This window comes from Pseudomonas sp. AC172 (assembly GCF_979258595.1).
The window spans coordinates 3,818,690-3,837,261 of record NZ_OZ409868.1; the positions used below are offsets into that span (position 1 = coordinate 3,818,690).

At 59.9% G+C, this 18,572-nt stretch carries 16 protein-coding genes and 1 pseudogene; 12 read left to right on the forward strand and 5 right to left on the reverse strand.

Features of this window, described 5'->3' with window-relative positions; translation table 11 throughout:
* Positions 1–60: 60 nt before the first annotated feature.
* Positions 61–1,548, reverse strand: coding sequence for a helicase HerA-like domain-containing protein (locus ACZ0A4_RS17250; protein ID WP_463575699.1), 1,488 nt, complete (start codon positions 1,546–1,548; stop codon positions 61–63).
* A gap of 190 nt (positions 1,549–1,738) precedes the next feature.
* On the opposite strand from ACZ0A4_RS17250, the pseudogene ACZ0A4_RS17255 reads away from it, so the two are divergent.
* The 5 genes and pseudogenes from ACZ0A4_RS17255 to ACZ0A4_RS17275 form a co-directional block, all read left to right on the forward strand.
* Positions 1,739–2,770 (forward strand): annotated as a pseudogene (locus tag ACZ0A4_RS17255) (HAMP domain-containing protein); the annotation flags it as partial.
* Positions 2,771–2,863: 93 nt separating this feature from the next.
* Entirely contained in the window at positions 2,864–3,628 is a 765-nt protein-coding gene (locus ACZ0A4_RS17260) for a methyl-accepting chemotaxis protein (RefSeq protein WP_371043227.1), read from the forward strand.
* Positions 3,629–3,915: 287 nt separating this feature from the next.
* Positions 3,916–5,007: a glycosyltransferase family 4 protein gene (locus ACZ0A4_RS17265; protein WP_463577581.1), complete on the forward strand. Its 1,092-nt coding sequence runs from the start codon at positions 3,916–3,918 to the stop codon at positions 5,005–5,007.
* Complete coding sequence (locus tag ACZ0A4_RS17270) at positions 5,000–5,776, forward strand: DUF2334 domain-containing protein (RefSeq protein ID WP_463575700.1); 777 nt, start codon at positions 5,000–5,002, stop codon at positions 5,774–5,776. Before ACZ0A4_RS17265 ends, ACZ0A4_RS17270 begins: the two co-directional genes overlap by 8 nt.
* Complete coding sequence (locus tag ACZ0A4_RS17275) at positions 5,773–6,771, forward strand: lysylphosphatidylglycerol synthase transmembrane domain-containing protein (protein WP_463575701.1); 999 nt, start codon at positions 5,773–5,775, stop codon at positions 6,769–6,771. Before ACZ0A4_RS17270 ends, ACZ0A4_RS17275 begins: the two co-directional genes overlap by 4 nt.
* Here ACZ0A4_RS17275 and ACZ0A4_RS17280 read toward each other — a convergent pair.
* Together ACZ0A4_RS17280 and purU are read right to left on the reverse strand one after the other, a co-directional pair.
* Entirely contained in the window at positions 6,755–6,934 is a 180-nt protein-coding gene (locus tag ACZ0A4_RS17280; protein ID WP_141126331.1) for a hypothetical protein, read from the reverse strand. The two genes, ACZ0A4_RS17275 and ACZ0A4_RS17280, sit on opposite strands and share 17 nt — an antisense overlap.
* 84 nt (positions 6,935–7,018) lie before the next feature.
* Positions 7,019–7,867, reverse strand: a complete 849-nt coding sequence (gene purU / locus ACZ0A4_RS17285) for a formyltetrahydrofolate deformylase (RefSeq protein WP_007912774.1) — start codon at positions 7,865–7,867, stop codon at positions 7,019–7,021.
* Positions 7,868–8,202: 335 nt separating this feature from the next.
* Between purU and mvaT the strand changes: the two genes are divergently transcribed.
* The gene (gene mvaT, locus ACZ0A4_RS17290) at positions 8,203–8,580 is read left to right on the forward strand and encodes a histone-like nucleoid-structuring protein MvaT (protein WP_007912775.1); all 378 of its coding nucleotides are present in this window, start codon (positions 8,203–8,205) and stop codon (positions 8,578–8,580) included.
* A gap of 98 nt (positions 8,581–8,678) precedes the next feature.
* Here the strand turns inward: mvaT and sbcB are convergent, their stop codons facing one another.
* The gene (sbcB, locus tag ACZ0A4_RS17295) at positions 8,679–10,109 is read right to left on the reverse strand and encodes an exodeoxyribonuclease I (RefSeq protein ID WP_463575702.1); all 1,431 of its coding nucleotides are present in this window, start codon (positions 10,107–10,109) and stop codon (positions 8,679–8,681) included.
* 180 nt (positions 10,110–10,289) lie between these two features.
* Here sbcB and ACZ0A4_RS17300 point away from each other — a divergent pair, with 180 nt between their 5' ends.
* Genes ACZ0A4_RS17300 through ACZ0A4_RS17325 form a run of 6 tightly spaced genes read left to right on the forward strand, consistent with a single transcriptional unit; the run spans position 10,290 to position 17,009 of the window.
* The gene (locus tag ACZ0A4_RS17300; RefSeq protein WP_463575704.1) at positions 10,290–11,015 is read left to right on the forward strand and encodes an RDD family protein; all 726 of its coding nucleotides are present in this window, start codon (positions 10,290–10,292) and stop codon (positions 11,013–11,015) included.
* Positions 11,012–11,989, forward strand: a complete 978-nt coding sequence (locus ACZ0A4_RS17305) for a stage II sporulation protein M (RefSeq protein ID WP_463575705.1) — start codon at positions 11,012–11,014, stop codon at positions 11,987–11,989. The genes ACZ0A4_RS17300 and ACZ0A4_RS17305 overlap by 4 nt, the downstream gene beginning before the upstream one ends.
* Positions 11,976–13,523, forward strand: a complete 1,548-nt coding sequence (locus ACZ0A4_RS17310; RefSeq protein WP_463575706.1) for a DUF4129 domain-containing protein — start codon at positions 11,976–11,978, stop codon at positions 13,521–13,523. Before ACZ0A4_RS17305 ends, ACZ0A4_RS17310 begins: the two co-directional genes overlap by 14 nt.
* On the forward strand, positions 13,520–14,683 hold the full coding sequence (locus ACZ0A4_RS17315; RefSeq protein ID WP_463575707.1) for a DUF4350 domain-containing protein: 1,164 nt from the start codon (positions 13,520–13,522) through the stop codon (positions 14,681–14,683). Before ACZ0A4_RS17310 ends, ACZ0A4_RS17315 begins: the two co-directional genes overlap by 4 nt.
* Positions 14,680–15,681, forward strand: a complete 1,002-nt coding sequence (locus tag ACZ0A4_RS17320; RefSeq protein WP_463575708.1) for an AAA family ATPase — start codon at positions 14,680–14,682, stop codon at positions 15,679–15,681. Before ACZ0A4_RS17315 ends, ACZ0A4_RS17320 begins: the two co-directional genes overlap by 4 nt.
* Positions 15,678–17,009, forward strand: coding sequence for a DUF58 domain-containing protein (locus ACZ0A4_RS17325; protein ID WP_463575709.1), 1,332 nt, complete (start codon positions 15,678–15,680; stop codon positions 17,007–17,009). The genes ACZ0A4_RS17320 and ACZ0A4_RS17325 overlap by 4 nt, the downstream gene beginning before the upstream one ends.
* On the opposite strand, the gene ACZ0A4_RS17330 is transcribed toward ACZ0A4_RS17325, so the two are convergent.
* Complete coding sequence (locus ACZ0A4_RS17330; protein WP_463575710.1) at positions 17,010–18,554, reverse strand: hypothetical protein; 1,545 nt, start codon at positions 18,552–18,554, stop codon at positions 17,010–17,012.
* Positions 18,555–18,572: the final 18 nt, after the last annotated feature.

Below are 18,572 nucleotides of genomic sequence, written 5' to 3' on the forward strand. Positions count from 1 at the left end.
CGCGAGCAGGTCGAATCGTCGCACCGTCGCTCCCACATTTAGATATCCACCAGTTCATGATTAGCGGCGTTTGCTGCCGCCTAATAAAGAGCCCATCAAGCCGCGCACCAGTTGCTTGCCAAGGTTATTAGCAGCCTGACGCATGGCCGACTTCAGCGCCTGCCCGGCCGCCGTACCCAGAAACTCCCCTGCCCTGTCGGCAAGACTCGGCTCTTCAACGGCCGGCTTGCCGGCGGGTGCCTCGGCTTCAGGCGCCAGGCCTTTGCGCCCCATCAGAATTTCATACGCAGACTCCCGATCGATCGGCTTGTCATAGCGGCCCTTGAACGGCGATCCGGCAATCAGCACGGTTCGTTCGGTCTCGGTCAGCGGCCCGATTCGCGATTGCGGTGGCGCGACCAGCACGCGCTGAACCCTCTCCGGCGTGCCTTTCTCGGTCAGCGTGCCGACCAGCGCCTCACCAATCCCCAACTCGGTCAGCACCGAAAGGCTATCGAACGCCGGATTCGGCCGGAAGCCGTCCGCTACCGCGCGCAGGGATTTCTGCTCTTTGGCGGTAAAGGCGCGCAAGCCATGCTGGATTCGCAGGCCAAGCTGCGCCAGCACGTCATCTGGCAGGTCCGCCGGCGACTGCGTGACGAAATACACGCCAACACCTTTGGATCGAATCAAGCGTACTACTTGCTCCAGCCGCTCCTGCAAGGCCTTGGGCGTATCGCCAAAGAGCAAATGCGCCTCATCGAAAAACAGCGCCAGTAGCGGTTTGTCGGCATCGCCGCGCTCCGGCAACTGCTCGAACAGCTCAGCCAGCAGCCACAACAGGAACGTTGCATAGACCTTCGGCGCCTCGTGCACCAAGCGACTGGCGTCGAGCAAGTGGATGCGCCCACGGCCATCGGCGGTCGGCTGCAGAATGTCTTCGAGTTGCAGCGCTGGTTCGCCGAACAAGGCTTCGGCGCCCTGCTGCTCAAGGATCGCCAAACGGCGTAACAACGCCTGACTGGAACCGGTGGTCATCAGCGCCGCGTCTTCGCCCAGCAGTTGCGGGTTGTCCTTGAGGTGATTGAGCAGCGCTTTCAGGTCTTTCAGGTCCAGCAGCAACAGGCCTTCGCGATCGGCGACCTTAAAGGCTGCGTAGAGCGCCGACTGCTGACTGTCGGTCAGCTCCAGCAGACTGCCGATCAGCAGCGGGCCCATTTCGCTCAGCGTGGTGCGCAGCGGATGACCGGACTCGCCGTGGATATCCCACAAGGTCACCGGATAAGCCTGCGCCTTGTAATTGAGCCACGGCATCCCGGCGATACGCTCGGCAACCTTGCCTTGCGGGTTGCCGGCCGCACCCAGGCCACACAGATCGCCCTTGATGTCCGCGGCAAACACCGCGACGCCGGCGTCGCTGAATGCCTCGGCCAAACGCTGCAAGGTGACGGTTTTACCGGTACCGGTGGCGCCGGCGACCAGTCCGTGACGGTTTGCCAGGCGCATGGCCTGAGCAATCTGCTGGCCTGCGAGATCGGCGCCGATTACGAGTTGCGAGGAGTCAGGCATTTTGTCACCCAATGGTTAATCTTTGATTGCGCATGGCCGATAAAGAGGAGTGAGAGACCCCGACCACAAGTCAGGCCGGACATTTCCCTAAGGAGAGACGGAAATATCAGCTTGTTTTCACCCTTGCCCATTTTGCGCGCTTCTATAAAAGCACGCCCTGGACATTAAGACCTTAGCGGAACCCCAAGCCATGAACAAAAATCTGCGCTTCAGCCATAAAATTTTGCTTGCCGCCGCCCTCATCGTCATCGCCGCTTTCGCCTCCTTTACGCTGTACAACGACTGGTTGCAGCGCAATGCGATCCGCGATGACCTGAACAACTATCTCAACGAGATGGGCGAAGTCACTGCCGGCAATATCCAGACCTGGCTCAGTGGCCGCATTCTGCTGGTCGAGAACGCCGCCCAGAACATCGCCATCAACCCCGAGCCCGCCAACGTCGCCGGTCTGCTAGAGCAGAAGACCCTGACCTCGACGTTTATGGCGACCTATCTGGGCGATGCCACCGGGCACTTCACCATCCGCCCGGACACGAAGATGCCGGACGGTTTCGATCCGCGCGTGCGCCCTTGGTATAAAGGTGCCGAGAGCAGCAGCACTTCGACCCTGACCGAGCCATACATCGACGCTGCCACCGGCCAGTTGATCATTTCCATCGCCACCGCCTCGAAAAAGGCCGGTCAGAGCGTCGGTGTGGTTGGCGGTGACCTGAGCCTGCAATCGCTGGTCGATACCCTCGCCGCCCGGGATTTCGACGGCATGGGTTATGTGTTCCTGGTCAGCGCCGACGGCAAGATCCTCGTGCACCCGGACAAGGCCTTGGTGATGAAATCACTGAAAGAAGCCTATCCGCAGGACACCCCGCGCATCAGCAGCGACTTCAGCGAAGTCACCGTCGATGGCAAGACGCGCATTGTCACGTTCGCGCCGATCAAGGGTCTGCCGTCGGTGAACTGGTACATCGGTCTGTCGGTGGACAAGGATCAGGCTTTCGCCATGCTCAGTCAGTTCCGCACCTCGGCAGTGATCGCCACCGTGATCGCGGTGGCGATCATCATCGCCCTGCTCGGCATGCTGATCCGCCTGCTGATCCAGCCGCTGCACGTGATGACCCGCGCCATGGAAGACATCGCTGATGGCGAAGGCGACCTGACCAAACGCCTGACCATCGTCAATAACGATGAGTTCGGCATCCTCGGAACCGCATTCAACCGTTTCGTCGAGCGCATTCACGGCTCGATCCGCGAAGTGTCTTCGGCGACCGGGCAAGTCAACGAAGTCGCCCTGCGCGTGGTCGCGGCGTCGAACTCGTCGATGTACAACTCCGACCAGCAAGCCTCACGCACCAGCAGTGTCGCCGCGGCGATCAACCAGCTCGGCGCCGCCGCACAGGAAATCGCCCGCAACGCCGCACAAGCGTCGAATCAGGCCAGCGATGCGCGCGGCCTGGCTGAAGACGGCCAGCAAGTGGTGGATCGCAGCATCAAAGCGATGAATCAACTGTCGAGCATGCTTAGCGCGTCGAGCAGCAACATCGAGTCGCTGAACAGCAAAACCGTGAACATTGGTCAGATTCTTGAAGTGATCACCAGCATTTCCCAGCAAACCAACTTGCTCGCGCTTAACGCGGCAATTGAAGCGGCACGTGCCGGTGAGGCCGGCCGTGGGTTTGCCGTGGTGGCGGATGAAGTGCGTAATCTGGCGCACCGCACTCAAGAATCGGCGCAACAGGTACAGACCATGATTGAGGAGCTGCAAGTCGGCGCCCGTGAATCGGTGAGCACCATGAGCGATAGCCAGCGTCACAGCCAGGACAGCGTCGAGATCGCCAACCTCGCGGGTGAGCGCCTCAACAGCGTGACCCAGCGGATCGGTGAGATCGACGGGATGAACCAGTCGGTGGCCACCGCGACCGAGGAGCAGACCGCAGTCGTTGAGTCGATCAACGTCGACATCACCGAGATCAACACGCTGAACCAGGAAGGCGTGGAGAACTTGCAGGCAACGTTGCGGGCGTGTTCGGATCTGGAGCAGCAGGCTTCGCGGTTGAAGCAGTTGGTTGGCAGCTTCCGCATTTAAGATCAAAGGCCTACCCCCTCACCCCAGCCCTCTCCCCCAAGGGGGCGAGGGGGAAAGGGAGCCGATCGGGGAGTTTTCCAGACCTGAGTTCGACTCAGGTCTCTCAAGTCGGCGTACCTCCAACATCCTCCTCGGTCAGTCCCCTCTCCCTCTGGGAGAGGGTTAGGGTGAGGGCGCTCTTCAGCTCCACCGCGCAATCCCGACCGAACATCTATTCTTGATAAAGGTCAACCAAGGGAGAACCACGCAGCGGAGGGTTGATCACCGTGCATATCGCCGACATCACCATGTTCTACGCCCCGGCCAGCGGTGGCGTGCGCACTTATCTGGATGCCAAACACCGCCGGTTGGGCGTCAAACCCGGCATTCGCCACAGCCTGTTGATTCCAGGTGCGCATTTGGGCGAAGACGACGGCGTTTACACGGTTCCCGCCCCTGCCCTGCCCTTCGGCAAAGGCTATCGCTTCCCGCTGCGCCTCGCGCCTTGGCGAAATGTCCTGCAGGATTTACAGCCTGAGCTGATCGAAGTCGGTGACCCTTATCTGACCGCCTGGGCCGCGCTTGATGCGCGGCGGCAGCTCGATGTGCCGGTGATCGGCTTCTATCACTCGGATCTGCCGCTGCTGATCAGCAATCGCATGGGCCATTGGGTCACGCCGAATATCGAGGCATATGTCACCCGGCTTTATGGCAATTTCGACCGGGTCCTGGCACCCAGCCAGGTCATGGCTGACAAGCTTAGCGGCCTCGGCGTACGCAATGTCTTCGTGCAACCGTTGGGCGTCGATCTGCAGACCTTTCACCCCAGTGTGCGCGACTCGCAACTACGCGCAGAACTGGGTATCGCCGATGACACCCGGTTGCTGATTTTTGCCGGGCGCGGTTCGAAAGAGAAAAACCTCCCGGTACTGCTCCAATGCATGCAACGCCTCGGCCCGCGCTATCACTTGCTGCTGGTCGGTTCATCGATGCCCACGGCCGTGCCGGACAACGTCAGTGTGATCGACCCATTCTGCCCCGCACCTCGCGTCGCGCAGTTGATGGCCAGTGCCGATGCGTTGATCCATGCCGGCGATCAGGAAACCTTTGGGCTGGTGATCCTTGAAGCCATGGCTTGCGGCATTCCCGTGGTGGCGGTGGCTTCCGGCGCGTTCGAAGAGATTGTCACGGAGTCCTGCGGCCTGCTGTGCGCGCCAAACAACCCGCAGGCGATGGCTAATGCCGTGCGCGAACTGTTCAGTCGCGGCTGCAGCAAACTCGGCGCACAGGCCCGCCAGCATGTCGAAACCCACTACGCCTGGGACACAGTGGTCGACAGTTTGCTGGGCCACTATCACGCGGTACTTGGGCATACGCTGCCGCGGGTGGCCAATGGTTGAATCGATGAACAATCGCGCCGTGTTGCTGGTACTGCACGACGTGGCTCCGTCGACGTGGGCGGATTACCAACCGTTTGTCGAGGCTGTCGACGCATTGGGCAACGTGCCAATCACGTGGCTGGTCGTACCAAACTTCCACCGGCACAACACCCTCGACGCTCACCCGGCATTTTGTCGAATGCTCGACAGGCGCGTCGCCCGTGGCGATGAGTTGGCGTTGCACGGTTATTTTCACGATGACCAGGAGCCCCGCCCGACAACACCGCGCGACTGGTTCATGCGCCGTATTTATACCCATGAAGGCGAGTTCTATCGTTTGTCCCGGGAAACCGCCCTCGCCCGGCTGCGTGACGGCATCGAAGTTTTCCAGCGCCATGACTGGCCGCTGCACGGTTTCGTCGCCCCGGCGTGGTTGATGAGCGACGGTACCCGCCAGGCCCTGCGCGAGTTACCGCTGAGCTACACCAGTGATCCGCAACATCTTTATCGTTTGCCGGATTTCAGCGCTATCGACGCCCCCGGTCTGGTCTGGAGTGCCCGCAGTGCCTGGCGCCGTGGCTTGTCGAAAATAGTCAGCGAGCAGCGTCAACAGCGCTGGCGCGAGACGGCGGTGATTCGGCTAGGCTTGCACCCTGTGGACATGCGCCACCGTTTCTCCCGTGATTACTGGTTGAAAACCCTTGAACGACTGCTGGCAGATGGACGAGTACCTATGAGCAAAATCAACTGGCTTGCGCAACAGTGCAGTCACCTGGAACGCGCCGCATGAGTCGCGGCGTTCTGTTGCTCGTCGGCCTGCTCGCGGCGGTGCTGATTCCCGTTGTGCTGGGCGGCGGCGAAACCTGGGCGCGTCTGCAAAGTTTCCCTTTGCACTGGTTGCTGATCATGTTCGGCATGATTCTGCTGTGCTGGGGCATCAACACCCTGCGCCTGCGCTTGCTGCTCGGGGATCAGCGTGAACGCGTCACGCCACTGAAAAGCCTTGGCGTGGTCATGGCCGCCGAATTTGCCTATTGTGCGACACCCGGCGGCAGCGGCGGGCCGCTGACAATCATGGCTCTGCTCGCTCGCTCGGGCGTTCGTCCGGCGCGGGGCAGCGCGGTGTTTGCCATGGATCAACTGAGTGATTTGCTGTTCTTTCTCTGCGCCCTCAGCGGGATTCTGATTTATGCGCTGTTTCAGCACCTTAGCGATCGGCTGGAGTGGCTGCTGACAGTCAGCGCCGTGTCATTGTTTGGCGGCCTGTTCAGTTGCGTAGTCGTCGCGCGCTATCACCGCGCATTGATTCGTCTGAGTGGGCGTCTGTTGGCGAGGATGAACGTCAAGGCCAGCACCCGACGCCGTTGGGCGCGCAAGTTGCTGCACTTTCTCGCCGCGTTTACCGACACCCTGAAGTTGCCCTGGCAGACGCTGATCAAGGTCTTCGCCCTGACGTGCCTGCATTGGCTGCTGCGTTACAGCGTGTTGTATCTGGCGTTGCGCGGCCTGGGCGCAGACTTGCAATGGGCCTGGAGTTTTCTGGTGCAGATGCTGTCGCTGGGCGCCGGGCAATTCAGCCTGCTGCCGGGCGGTGCAGGGGCGGCGGAGTTGACGTCTGCGGCGCTGCTGGCGCCGATGGTGGGAAAATCCACCGCAGCGGCGGCGATTCTGATCTGGCGGGTGGTGACGTATTACTTTTATCTGCTGGTAGGAGGACCGGTGTTTTTGTTGATGCTGGGCCGGCCGTTGTTGAAGAAGCTAATGAACGTCAGACAGGCTTCTTAGCGTCATCCTGATCCTCTTCTTTGAGTTGTTCCCACAACTCGGCGGCACCGGGAAACTCGGTTCCATCCTCCGGGCTCATGTCATCCGGGTCATATCGACTCAAACAACCCTCGCCCAAAGTCGCCGGCGCTTTGGAAGTGGCTTTGTCCAGTGGATCGGTCATGGCTTTTCCTCAAAGCTGAAATGAACAAGGGTCTGGACGATTGAACGCCCAGACCCTTGGTTTTTCAAGCCTGTGTGAGTTCGATCAGAACACCACAGTCTTGTTGCCGTGTACCAGCACGCGGTCTTCGAGGTGATAACGCAGGCCACGCGCGAGCACCATCTTCTCGACATCACGACCGAAACGCACCATGTCTTCGATGCTGTCACTGTGACTGACGCGGACCACGTCCTGCTCGATGATCGGACCGGCGTCCAGCTCTTCGGTGACGTAATGGCAAGTCGCACCGATCAGCTTCACGCCACGCAGCGACGCCTGGTGGTACGGCTTGGCGCCAACGAACGACGGCAGGAAGCTGTGGTGAATGTTGATGACCTTGTGCGCGTATTCACGGCACATGTCCGGCGGCAGGATCTGCATGTAACGCGCCAGCACCACCACTTCGGCGTCGTGCTGTTTGACCAGGCGCGACACTTCGTCGAAGGCCGGCTGTTTGTCCTGCGGATTGACCGGGACATGGTAATAAGGAATGCCGTGCCATTCGACCATGCTGCGCAGGTCATCGTGGTTGGAAATCACGCAGGAGATTTCGCAATCCAGTTCATCGCTATGCCAGCGGTGCAGCAAGTCAGCGAGGCAGTGGGATTCGCGGCTGGCCATCAGCACAACGCGTTTTTTCTGCTCGGTGTCGGTGATGCGCCAGTCCATCGAAAACTCTTCGGCGATCGGCGCAAACTTCTCGCGCAGCACTTCAATACCGAAAGGCAGCGAATCAGCACGAATTTCGTGACGCATGAAGAACCAGCCCACTTGATTGTCCGAGTGGTGGCTCGCTTCGGTGATCCAGCCGTTATGGGCTGCCAAGAAATTACTGACTTTGGCAACAATGCCAACGCGGTCCGGGCAAGAAATCACCAGCCGAAAAGTGCGCATGAGGGGGAAACTCCAGAACTTCGCAAAGGCCGCCATTCTAGCGGCTGCGGGGGAAAACTGCAGTATTCATCAGCGCAGGCACACGCCAGGCTCGGCGCTTCGGCTTTTCATTGGAGACCGTTAACCTGACCGCCCTCCTCTGGCATCGCTTGATCAGCCAACTGTGAATATCTGTGATGACTGGATCACACTATTTAACTGAATATTCAATAGCGGGCAGTTTCTCGTAACTAATTTAAATAAAAACTCCGGTTAAATGTTTACTTGATGAAACAGCCTGACTATTATTGCGGCACTGTCCCCCTGCCATCCCGCACTCTACTAAGGTAGTAATCATGTCCTTGATCAACGAATATCGCGCCACCGAAGAAGCTATCAAAGAGCTGCAAGCCCGTTTGAAGAACCTGTCCCAAGACGACAAACTGCAAGCCGAGCTGGAATTCGAAGGCAAACTGCGCACTCTGATGGGCGAATACTCCAAATCCCTGCGTGACATCATCGCGCTGCTGGACCCGGAAGCAAAAACCAAAGCAGTACGTGGCGGCGCAGTAAAAACTACCGGCACCAAGCGTGCTCGCAAAGTTAAACAATACAAAAACCCGCACAACGGCGAAGTCATCGAAACCAAAGGTGGCAACCACAAAACTCTGAAAGAGTGGAAAGCCAAGTGGGGCGGCGACGTGGTTGAAGGCTGGGCTACCCTGCTGGGCTAAGCCGCAACGCCTTCGCAGAGCGATCCGCGAAAAAAATAAACGCCGGCGAATGCTGGCGTTTTTTTATGCCCGGCATTTAAGCCCGGTCATGTTCGATTTCAAAGATTCAAACGTTTGCGCAATGCCTGGACATAATTCTGCCATTCATTGAGCACCTCACTCTGCATCGGCGTGGCATTAATTGACCATTGCTCGGCCGCCTCGGTAAAAGATTTCAAGGTATTCGGTGCGCCGCACTCAGGCGTGGACAAACGCTGCTGACAAAATATTCTCCAGCGCTCTTGCTCTTCGAAATTCAACGTCTCGGGAAAGTTACGTGCGCGATATCGAAAGAGTAATTCTGGCAAACGTTCGTCATCGAAAGGCCATTGCTCTTGCGCTAGTTGTGCCGGATCGGCGCTCCTCACTTGCTCACATAGACGCCGATCACGGTCCCCGATAAATCCGTCGTACAACTGTTGTTCCGGATCCTCGCTCGGCGTGAAATCTTCACTGACATAAATCGCCGCAACTTTATCTTTCCAAACTTGTTGTGCGTCAGTTAGCCGCAGTGCTCGCTGTTGATACAGAGCCATGTCCAGCCCCAGCCGATGCTGATCTTGCGCGCGCAAAACCGAAAGCGGCGCCACCACCGGACAACGGTTGATGTGAATCAGCTTGAGCGGCACCGGCAACTCGCCTTCCAGTAAATCATCGCGACGCGTGTACAACCGCTGGCGCAAGGTCTGTGCGTCCAGATCGAGCAACCCCTGCGGGTCGAGGTGCAGGTCGCAGACGATCAGGGCATTACGGTTTTTTGGGTGCCAGGCCAGTGGCAGCACCACACCGACATAACTGCGCGCGGCCGAGAAACGCCCGGAAATATGCACAAGTGGCTGCAGCAGACGAATCTGATCCATGACTTTTTGCTTGCTGCGCAACTGGAACAGCCAGTCATACAGTTTTGGCTGTTTCTCGCGGATCAGCCGGGCCAGGGCGATGGTCGCGCGAACATCCGACAGCGCCTCGTGGGCATGCCCGTGATCGATATTGTTCGCGGCTGTCAGGCGTTCGAGTTTGAGGGTCACCCGGCCTTCGTCATCGGTCGGCCAGACCAGGCCGTCAGGGCGCAACGCATAGGCGGCGCGGACCACATCGATCAGATCCCAGCGGCTGTTGCCACCCTGCCACTCCCGGGCGTACGGGTCGAAAAAATTGCGATACAGGCTGTAACGGGTCATCTCGTCGTCGAAGCGCAGCGTGTTGTAACCGGCGCCGCAGGTGCCGGGGGCCGCCAGTTGAGCATGCACCCGCGTCATGAAGTCCGCTTCGCTCAACCCCCTTTCGGCGAGCTGGCTCGGCGTGATGCCGGTGATCGCGCACGCCGCCGGATGCGGCAGAATGTCTTCGCTGGGCTGGCAGTAGAGGTTGACCGGCTCGTCGATTTCGTTGAGCGCATGGTCGGTGCGAATCCCGGCCACCTGCAACGGGCGGTCGTTACGCGGATTGATGCCAGTGGTTTCGTAGTCGTACCAGAAGATTGAAGTCACGGGCGGTTCCTGAACTGAGATCGGCGAAGTCTAGGCGTTCAACCGCGCTCGCGGCCAGCCTTGAAACATTCAAACACCTTGTGTCACTCGCCGTGCAATACATAGTTATGTCGTTTTCCCCCGAGAGGCTGCTAGCATCGGCTTCACTTGCACCCCGAACAGGCGAACATCAGGTAGCCCATGCTCGATCCCACAGCACCGCCAAGGAAAGCACCGCTGGCCCCGCCGCTGGATACGCGGCATCAGGTCGAAACGCCGGAGGGCATCGACCTGCCGTTGCGTCCCGCCGGGTTGATGGTGCGTGCCGTAGCCTTTGCGGTCGATCTGGGTATTCGCGGCGTGATCATGGGCGTGCTGTTCATCGCTTTGGCGTTTCTCGGCAAACTGGGCCTCGGTCTTGGTTCGCTGCTGCTGTTTGCGATCAGTTGGTGGTACATGGTGCTGTTCGAAGTGCTGCGTCAGGGCCGCTCGCCGGGTAAACAGTGGATGGGCCTGCGCGTGGTGCACGACGACGGCACACCGATTGGCTGGTCAGCATCGTTGCTGCGCAACCTGCTGCGTTTTGTCGATCTGCTGCCCTTCGGCTACTTCCTCGGCACGCTCAGTTGCCTGCAACACCCGACCTTCAAACGCCTCGGCGACATCGCCGCCGGCACACTGGTGGTCTACAGCGAGCGCCCGCTGAGCCGTCCGCAATTGCCTGATGCCGAACCACGGCGCTCGCCCGTCCCCCTTACGCTCACAGAACAACGCGCCGTGCTGGGTTTTGCCGAGCGCCAAGGTGATTTATCGCCAGCGCGGGTCAATGAACTGGCGGCGCTGCTCGCCCAGCCTCTGCATATTTCTGCTCCCAAAGCTGTCGCTGAACTCAACGGCATCGCTCGTGGTTTGTTGGGTCCGACATGAAGCAAAGCCTTTTCGAAAGTCGCCACAAGGCCGAATGGGAGCGTTTTGTGCTGGCCCTCGAACGCCTTGAGCGTGGCAAGGAAACCTCGCAAGTCGGCGGTTTCCCCAAGGCCTATCGACGGCTTTGCCAACATCTGGCGCTGGCTCAGGAGCGTGGTTACAGCAGTTTCCTCATTGATTCGCTGCAACAACAAGTACTGCGCGGACATCAACAGCTGTACCGTCATCGCAGCCGACTCGGCGCCAATCTGCTGAGTTTCATCCTCGCCGGTTTCCCCAGACTGGTGCGTGCCGAGTGGCCTTTTGTGCTGGTCGCCAGCCTGCTGTTCTTTGGCAGCCTGATCGGCGTCGGCATGCTGGTGTATGTGTTTCCCGAACTGGTCTACAACCTGATCCCCGCCGATCAGGTGCGTGAGATGCAAGGCATGTACGATCCGGTCGCCGGTCACCTCGGGCGCCCCGCCGAACGCGCGGCCAGCGAAGACTGGGTGATGTTCGGTTACTACGTGATGCACAACATCGGCATTGCCTTTCAGACCTTCGCCAGCGGCTTGTTGCTGGGCGTGGGCAGTGCGTTCTTTCTGCTCTACAACGGCATGGTCATCGGCGCGGTGGCCGGGCACCTGAGCGAGATCGGTTTCGGCCAGACCTTCTGGTCGTTCGTTATCGCCCACGGCGCCTTTGAACTCACCGCCATTGCCCTCGCCGGCGCGGCCGGCCTGGAACTCGGCTGGGCGTTGATCGCACCCGCACGGCTGACCCGCAGCGAAGCGCTGAAACGGGCGGCGCGCAAAAGCGTGTTGCTGGTCTGCGGGGTGATGTTGTTCCTGTTGATTGCCGCGTTTATCGAAGCTTATTGGTCGTCGAAAACCAGCGTCACGCCGCTGACCAAATATCTGGTCGGCACCGGGCTTTGGGCATTGGTCGCGGTCTATCTGTTGTTCGCCGGAAGGACCCGCCATGCGCCTGAGTGACGCCACCGTGGTGATCCGCCCGCGCACGACCTGGGAAGCCATGGACCTCGGTGTGCTGATGAGCCAGCAACATCGGCGGCTGATGATGACCAGTTGGGCGATCGTCACCCTGCCGCTGTTCGCCTTGCTCAGCCTGTTGTTATGGGATTCACCGTCGCTGGCGGTGTTTATCTTCTGGTGGCTGAAACCGGCGTACGAACGCCTGCCGCTTTACATCCTGTCGAAAGCGCTGTTTGGCGAAACACCGACACTCAGGCAAGCCTTGCGCGAATGGCCGCGCCTGCTCAAACCGCAGCTGCTGGCCAGTCTGACCTGGCGCCGCCTGAGTTTCAGCCGCAGTTTTCTGCTACCGGTGGTGCAACTCGAAGGCCTTGATGGCAGTGCCCGACAACAACGTCTGCACGTGCTGCTGCAACGTAACGCCGGCGCCGCGCAGTGGCTGACCATCATCGGCGTGCATCTGGAGACCGCGCTGTGGATCGGCCTGATGGTGCTGTTCTACATGTTGCTGCCGCAGCAGATCGAAACGGATTGGGACTGGCAGTCGCTGATTCTCTCGACAGGTAACGAGTGGCGTTGGCTCGAACATCTGACCAATGCCTTCTACGCGCTGGTGCTGGTGGTGTGGGAGCCGATCTATGTCGCCTGTGGCTTCAGCCTTTATCTGAACCGGCGCACGCAACTGGAGGCGTGGGATATCGAACTGGTGTTCCGCCGCTTGCGTCAACGTCTGAACAACAGTGTGTTGGGCTTGCTGCTGGCAGTCTGTCTGGTGCTGCCGAATATGCCGCCGGCCTGGGCGGCCGAACCGGATGACAGCCCACAGGCGCCGCGCCTGTTGAATCAGCCGCTGACCAGCCAGGCCTCACGGGAGAGCATAGAGGCATTACTTGAGCAGCCGCCGTTCAAGAACAAGGAAGTCGTCACCCGTTATCGCTTTGGCGAAGACCCGGCGAAACCTGCCGAAGCGCAAACACCCGGTGAAGCGCCGCAGTGGCTGAAAACCCTACTGGGCTGGCTCGACGGACAACACTTGAACGGGCTGGCGAAGATCATTGAAGTGTTGTTGTGGAGCGCGGTCCTTGCTGCGCTGGGCTGGTTGATCTGGCGGTATCGCGAGTTTCTCCAAGCCTTTGTCAGCCGCCGCCCAAGACTGCCTGCCAAACCGAAACGCGCGTTGCCACAGCAAGCCTTCGGTCTGGACTTGAACCGCGACACCCTGCCTGACGACATCGCCGCCCATGCCGAACAACTCTGGCAAAGCCAACCCCGTGCAGCGTTGGGCCTGTTGTATCGAGGGCTGCTCAGCCATCTGCTCGACGACTTCGATCTGACCCTGAAACCCGCCGACACCGAACTTCAGGTGCTGGCGCACGTTGAACAATTGCAGCGCCCCGAACTGCTCGCCTTCAGCCGCAATCTGACTATCCACTGGCAGAACGTGGCCTACGGGCATCGCGCACCGGCGGCTTCTTTGCAGCAGGAACTGTGCGATGGCTGGCGCACCTTGTTCGGTCCCGGAGCCGTCCGATGAGTCGCCGCACAGGGTGGTGGGTCGCTGCGTTGATTGCCCTGCTGCTGGTCGCGGCGAGCGTTTTCCTCTATCTCAAGGCCAAGCCTTACCAGCAAGAAGTCGATCACGGTCCTGCGCCTGCCGCGCAAGCCAATCCTTATCTGGCAGCCGAGCTGTTTTTGCGCGAACACGGCCTGAATGTCGGCCATGCCGAAAGCCTCGCGGTGCTCCCGGACATCGATCCACGCCGTCATATATTGCTGTTGTTCAACGACCGCTCACGCATGACGCCCCGTCAGGTCGATCAAGTGTTGAACTGGACGCGAGCCGGCGGGCGACTGGTGTTCGTTGCCGAGTCGCTGTGGAATGAGCAGACGAAGCAGAGCAACGACTTGCTGCTCGACCGGGTACAACTGCATCAATCCCTGAGCAAAGACCTGAAAGACTTGCCCGCCGACGTTGAGCCAGACCGGTTCCCGAAACTGACCAAACTCTATCTGGAAGACGAGGACGCTCCGGCCTACGCCGGTTTCGACACCGACTTCCATCTCGACGACCCCAAAAACCTCGCGCAAGCCTGGGCCAACAGTGCCAAGGCCACGCACATGATGCAGTTGCCCTACAGCCTTGGCACGGTCACCGTGGTCACCGACGCCGAGTTGTGGAAAAACAAGACCATCAGCCAGTACGACAACGCCTGGTTGCTCTGGTATTTGAGCGCCGACACCGACGTCACGTTGATCTACAACACCGAGCACGATGGTCTGCTGACCTTGCTCTGGCGTTACTTCCCGCAAGCCGTCGTCGCCCTGCTCGCCTTGATCGCCCTGTGGCTCTGGCACGTCGCTGTGCGTCAGGGTCCGCTTCAGCTGCCGGCCCCGAGCGGACGTCGGCAATTGCAGGAACACCTGCGCGCCAGTGCCGATTTCCTGCTGCGCCACAACGGCCAGCAAGCGCTGCTGCAAGCATTGCAACAGGATGTCCTGCGCCGCGCCCGTCGCCGGCATCCCGGCTTTGATCAATTGAACGTTGCCGAACAATGGCTGGCATTGTCGCGCCTGACCCGGCAACCCACCCGCGCTATCAGCCAGGCCCTGAGCCCGGTGCCGAACCGGCGGATCTCCAGCGCCGATTTCTGCCGCCAGGTCGTCCACCTGCAAACCCTGAGGAACACGCTATGACCGAACAGATCGAGCCCGGCAGCGCCAGCCACGCCGCCCAGCAACGCCAGCGTGCCAGCCAGTTGGCGCAAGCGGTGCGCGGTGAATTGCAGAAAGCCCTGATCGGCCAGAACCAGGTGATCGACGACGTGCTGACAGCGCTTATCGCTGGTGGCCACGTACTGCTCGAAGGCGTCCCGGGGCTGGGCAAGACCCTGCTGGTGCGCGCATTGGCCCGCTGCTTCGGTGGCGAGTTTGCGCGGATTCAGTTCACTCCGGACCTGATGCCCAGCGACGTCACCGGCCACGCCGTGTACGACCTGCAAACCGAACAGTTCAAGCTGCGCAAAGGCCCATTGTTCACCAATCTGCTGCTGGCCGACGAGATCAACCGCGCCCCGGCGAAAACCCAGGCAGCCTTGCTCGAAGCGATGCAAGAACGCCAGGTCACGCTCGAAGGTCGCGCCCTGCCCATCGCGCAACCGTTCATGGTCCTGGCCACACAGAACCCGATCGAACAGGAAGGCACCTATCCCCTGCCGGAGGCTGAACTCGACCGGTTCATGCTCAAGGTGCGCATGGACTACCCCGACGCCGATCAGGAGTTGAACATGGTGCGTCAGGTCTGCCGCTCGACCCGGGCCGACATGCTCGATGTGCAACCGCTGCGCACGGTGTTGCAAGCCAAAGACGTGCAAGCCTTGCAACGCATCGCCAGTGACTTGCCGCTGGACGATCAGGTCCTCGATTACGCTGTGCGCCTGGCGCGCAGCACACGCACCTGGCCGGGGCTGACCCTTGGCGCCGGGCCGCGCGCCTCGATTGCGTTGGTGCGTTGTGCCCGCGCTCGCGCCTTGCTGCGTGGCGGTGAGTTCGTGATTCCCGACGACGTCAAAGGCTGCACACTGGCGGTGCTGCGCCATCGCGTGCGCATTGCCCCGGAGCTGGATATCGAAGGCCTGCAGGTCGATCAGGTGCTTGCGCAACTACTCGACCAAGTCCCGGCGCCGCGCCTGTGAAACCCACGCGTCTGCTGTTGATCTGGCTGGCATTGCTGTTGGTCATCGGTATTGTGCTGGGCGCATTGCGCGCACTGGAGGTCGACACTCCGGCGAGCCTGATATCGATCAACTGGGGTTTGCTGCTGGCGCTGCTGGCCCTGGCATTGTTGGATGCATTGCGCCTGCAACGTTTGCCAACACCGCGCGTCACCCGGCAAATGCCCGGCAGTCTGGCGCTCGGCCGTTGGGGTGAGGTGCGGCTGGAGGTCGAACATGACTTCACTGAGCCGATGCACATTGAACTGTTCGACCACCCGCCAGAAGGCCTGAGCTTCGAAAACCTGCCACTGTCGATTGAATTGCAAACCGGCCAGCGCAGCCTGCTCGGCTACCGTCTGCGCCCGCTCAAACGCGGTCATTTCAACTTCAGCCACTGCGAAATCAACCTGCCCAGCCCCTTGGGATTATGGTCAGGCAAACGTCTGCTCGACGTCAGCGACCAGACCCGCGTTTACCCCGACTTCGCCCGGCTCTACGGCGGTGAACTGTTGGCGGTGGACAACTGGCTCAGCCAGCTCGGCGTGCGCCAGCGGCAACGTCGCGGTCAGGGCCTGGAATTCCATCAACTGCGCGAATTCCGTGAAGGCGACAGCCTGCGCCAGATCGACTGGAAAGCCACTGCACGTCAACGCACACCGATTGCCCGCGAATATCAGGACGAGCGTGACCAGCAAATCATTTTCATGCTCGACTGCGGCCGGCGGATGCGCAGCCAGGACGATGATCTGTCGCACTTCGACCACGCGCTCAATGCCTGCCTGCTGCTCACTCATGTGGCTCTGCGTCAGGGCGATGCGGTGGGTTTGAGTACCTTTGCCTGCGAACAGCCGCGTTATCTCGTGCCGGTAAAAGGCAGCGGCCAGTTGAACGTGCTGCTCAACACGGTTTATGACCTCGACAGCACGCAACGCCCTGCGGATTATCAGGCCGCCGCCAATCAACTGCTGAGTCGCCAGAAGCGCCGGGCACTGGTGGTGCTGGTAACCAACCTGCGCGATGAGGACGACGAGGAACTGCTGGGCGCGGTCAAACGTCTGAGCGCACAACATCGGGTGCTGGTGGCCAGTCTGCGCGAAGAAATGCTGGATACGTTACGTCAAACGACGGTGCAAACCCTGGCCGAAGCGCTGGCTTACTGCGGGACAGTGAACTACGTGAATGAACGGGCAGAACTCCATGAGCGGTTGAGTGCTCATGGGGTTCCGGTGATAGATGTCCGGCCTGCGGAGTTGGGGGCCGAACTGGTGACGCAGTATCTGAGCTGGAAACGAAGTGCGGCGCTTTGATCATCTCTCGATCTGCACGTGCACAGATCCGTTACTTGAGGTCCCGTCAGGGTTCTCGACTTTGACGTCAAGGGAAACGGTTTCCGACAGTTCCATCACCCTCCAAGAGGTTTTGTATTCACCGTTGTCATCCGTAATGGCCTCAATGTGTGGCAGCCTGCCGTTAATGGAGACAAGAACTTTCCTTTTCGGCATCGGTTCTCCAGAAGCCTTGTCTACGATCAACGCAGTCATGGTTACCCAGTCGTTCACGAAAGCCGGATTCGGCGCAGCGACGACGGACTTCACAACCGCAGGACGTTCAGTGACAGTCAACCGTAGCGTTTCCACATCCCAGCCAGCCAAGCCGCCCTTTACCGACGCCCACAATGCTGCCTCACCTGCAGAGCCCAAGACAAAGCGCACCGTTGCCATGCCATCGGTACCCGTCAGTGTTGCCGGTAAAGATGTGTTGCCGTACTCCCACATCACTTCGACATTAGCCAAAGGCTCGCCGGTATTGGCTGAAACCACCCAAGCCTGAGCTGAAATTTCTTGCCCCGGATAACCGGTCAAATCATTGCTGAACAGCTCTTTGATCTGTCGAGGCTCATGCAGGTAATACGACAACGAAATCGATTCCGAATACTGCACATCCCCCACCGTCGCGGTCAGTTGCGCCGCTCCGGGAGTCTTGGGCACAAAGCGGATCCGCGCCTCGCCGTAGAAGTTGGTGGTCGTCGTCACCTCGCCAAGATCCGGACTGCGCCAGACAACATTCATCCCCACCATCGGCCTGCCACTGATGGCCGAAAAAACGGTGATCTGCTCGGACACAGCCTTGCCCCAGTACAGCGTCTGGCTAACCCGCGAACGCTCGGCGATCTTCACCACTTGCGCGCCTTCACCCACCGACATTGCATTGACAGGTGACCAGCGAGCCAGGCTTTCGCAGGCTAGAAACAAGCCGAAACTGCCGTTACGCTTGTCATCGACCATGAAGGTATCGGTGAATCCCGCCTCGCTACTGAAGACCCTTGGCAAACCGAGTACTGACTGAGTAAAACGAATGCCCAGTGCCTCGGGCCCGGTGCCGACCATGCCCAGCGTCAACTTTCGACCGGACAAGAAGGTGTCTTGCGGGGCAGTTACATCGATTCTATGGGTCAGTTTGCGACGCGCAAAACCAGTGTCCTGGCCGATAGGCTGTGCCGGGCCGAAATCCATACTGAACAGCAATCGATCCCAAGGGTCGCTGGCCAGCGAGCACACTTGCATCGAACGTGCATCAGTACCATTGTCATACGGACTGTTCACAGAAACTTCAACCGTAGCGGTCCCGTCGCTGGTTGCCTCATAGGCATAGCGAACCCATCCCTCTTCATCTGTAACATGTTCTTCAGTATTGCCGTTCACCGTCCACCGTGTTCGTGTTTGAACCATCCCGTCTTCCGAGAAATCCGAACGTACCTTCGCCCACATCCATGCCGGGTCCTGACCCACGATCGGGAAAACGGCAGACTCACGTACGGTTTCAATGCTGAGTTTGTTGTGGCCCAAGTGCATTCTGGTGACATCCGTCGA

Coding starts and splice junctions, on each gene's coding strand:
- ACZ0A4_RS17305 (WP_463575705.1), top strand. CDS start 11,012: ATGAAGCAAAGCCTTTTCGAAAGTCGCCACAAGGCCGAATGGGAGCGT.
- mvaT (WP_007912775.1), top strand. CDS start 8,203: ATGTCCTTGATCAACGAATATCGCGCCACCGAAGAAGCTATCAAAGAG.
- ACZ0A4_RS17300 (WP_463575704.1), top strand. CDS start 10,290: ATGCTCGATCCCACAGCACCGCCAAGGAAAGCACCGCTGGCCCCGCCG.
- ACZ0A4_RS17320 (WP_463575708.1), top strand. CDS start 14,680: ATGACCGAACAGATCGAGCCCGGCAGCGCCAGCCACGCCGCCCAGCAA.
- ACZ0A4_RS17310 (WP_463575706.1), top strand. CDS start 11,976: ATGCGCCTGAGTGACGCCACCGTGGTGATCCGCCCGCGCACGACCTGG.
- ACZ0A4_RS17330 (WP_463575710.1), bottom strand. CDS start 18,554: ATGCACTTGGGCCACAACAAACTCAGCATTGAAACCGTACGTGAGTCT.
- ACZ0A4_RS17280 (WP_141126331.1), bottom strand. CDS start 6,934: ATGACCGATCCACTGGACAAAGCCACTTCCAAAGCGCCGGCGACTTTG.
- ACZ0A4_RS17270 (WP_463575700.1), top strand. CDS start 5,000: ATGGTTGAATCGATGAACAATCGCGCCGTGTTGCTGGTACTGCACGAC.
- ACZ0A4_RS17315 (WP_463575707.1), top strand. CDS start 13,520: ATGAGTCGCCGCACAGGGTGGTGGGTCGCTGCGTTGATTGCCCTGCTG.
- ACZ0A4_RS17265 (WP_463577581.1), top strand. CDS start 3,916: ATGTTCTACGCCCCGGCCAGCGGTGGCGTGCGCACTTATCTGGATGCC.
- ACZ0A4_RS17260 (WP_371043227.1), top strand. CDS start 2,864: ATGTACAACTCCGACCAGCAAGCCTCACGCACCAGCAGTGTCGCCGCG.
- ACZ0A4_RS17250 (WP_463575699.1), bottom strand. CDS start 1,548: ATGCCTGACTCCTCGCAACTCGTAATCGGCGCCGATCTCGCAGGCCAG.
- ACZ0A4_RS17275 (WP_463575701.1), top strand. CDS start 5,773: ATGAGTCGCGGCGTTCTGTTGCTCGTCGGCCTGCTCGCGGCGGTGCTG.
- purU (WP_007912774.1), bottom strand. CDS start 7,867: ATGCGCACTTTTCGGCTGGTGATTTCTTGCCCGGACCGCGTTGGCATT.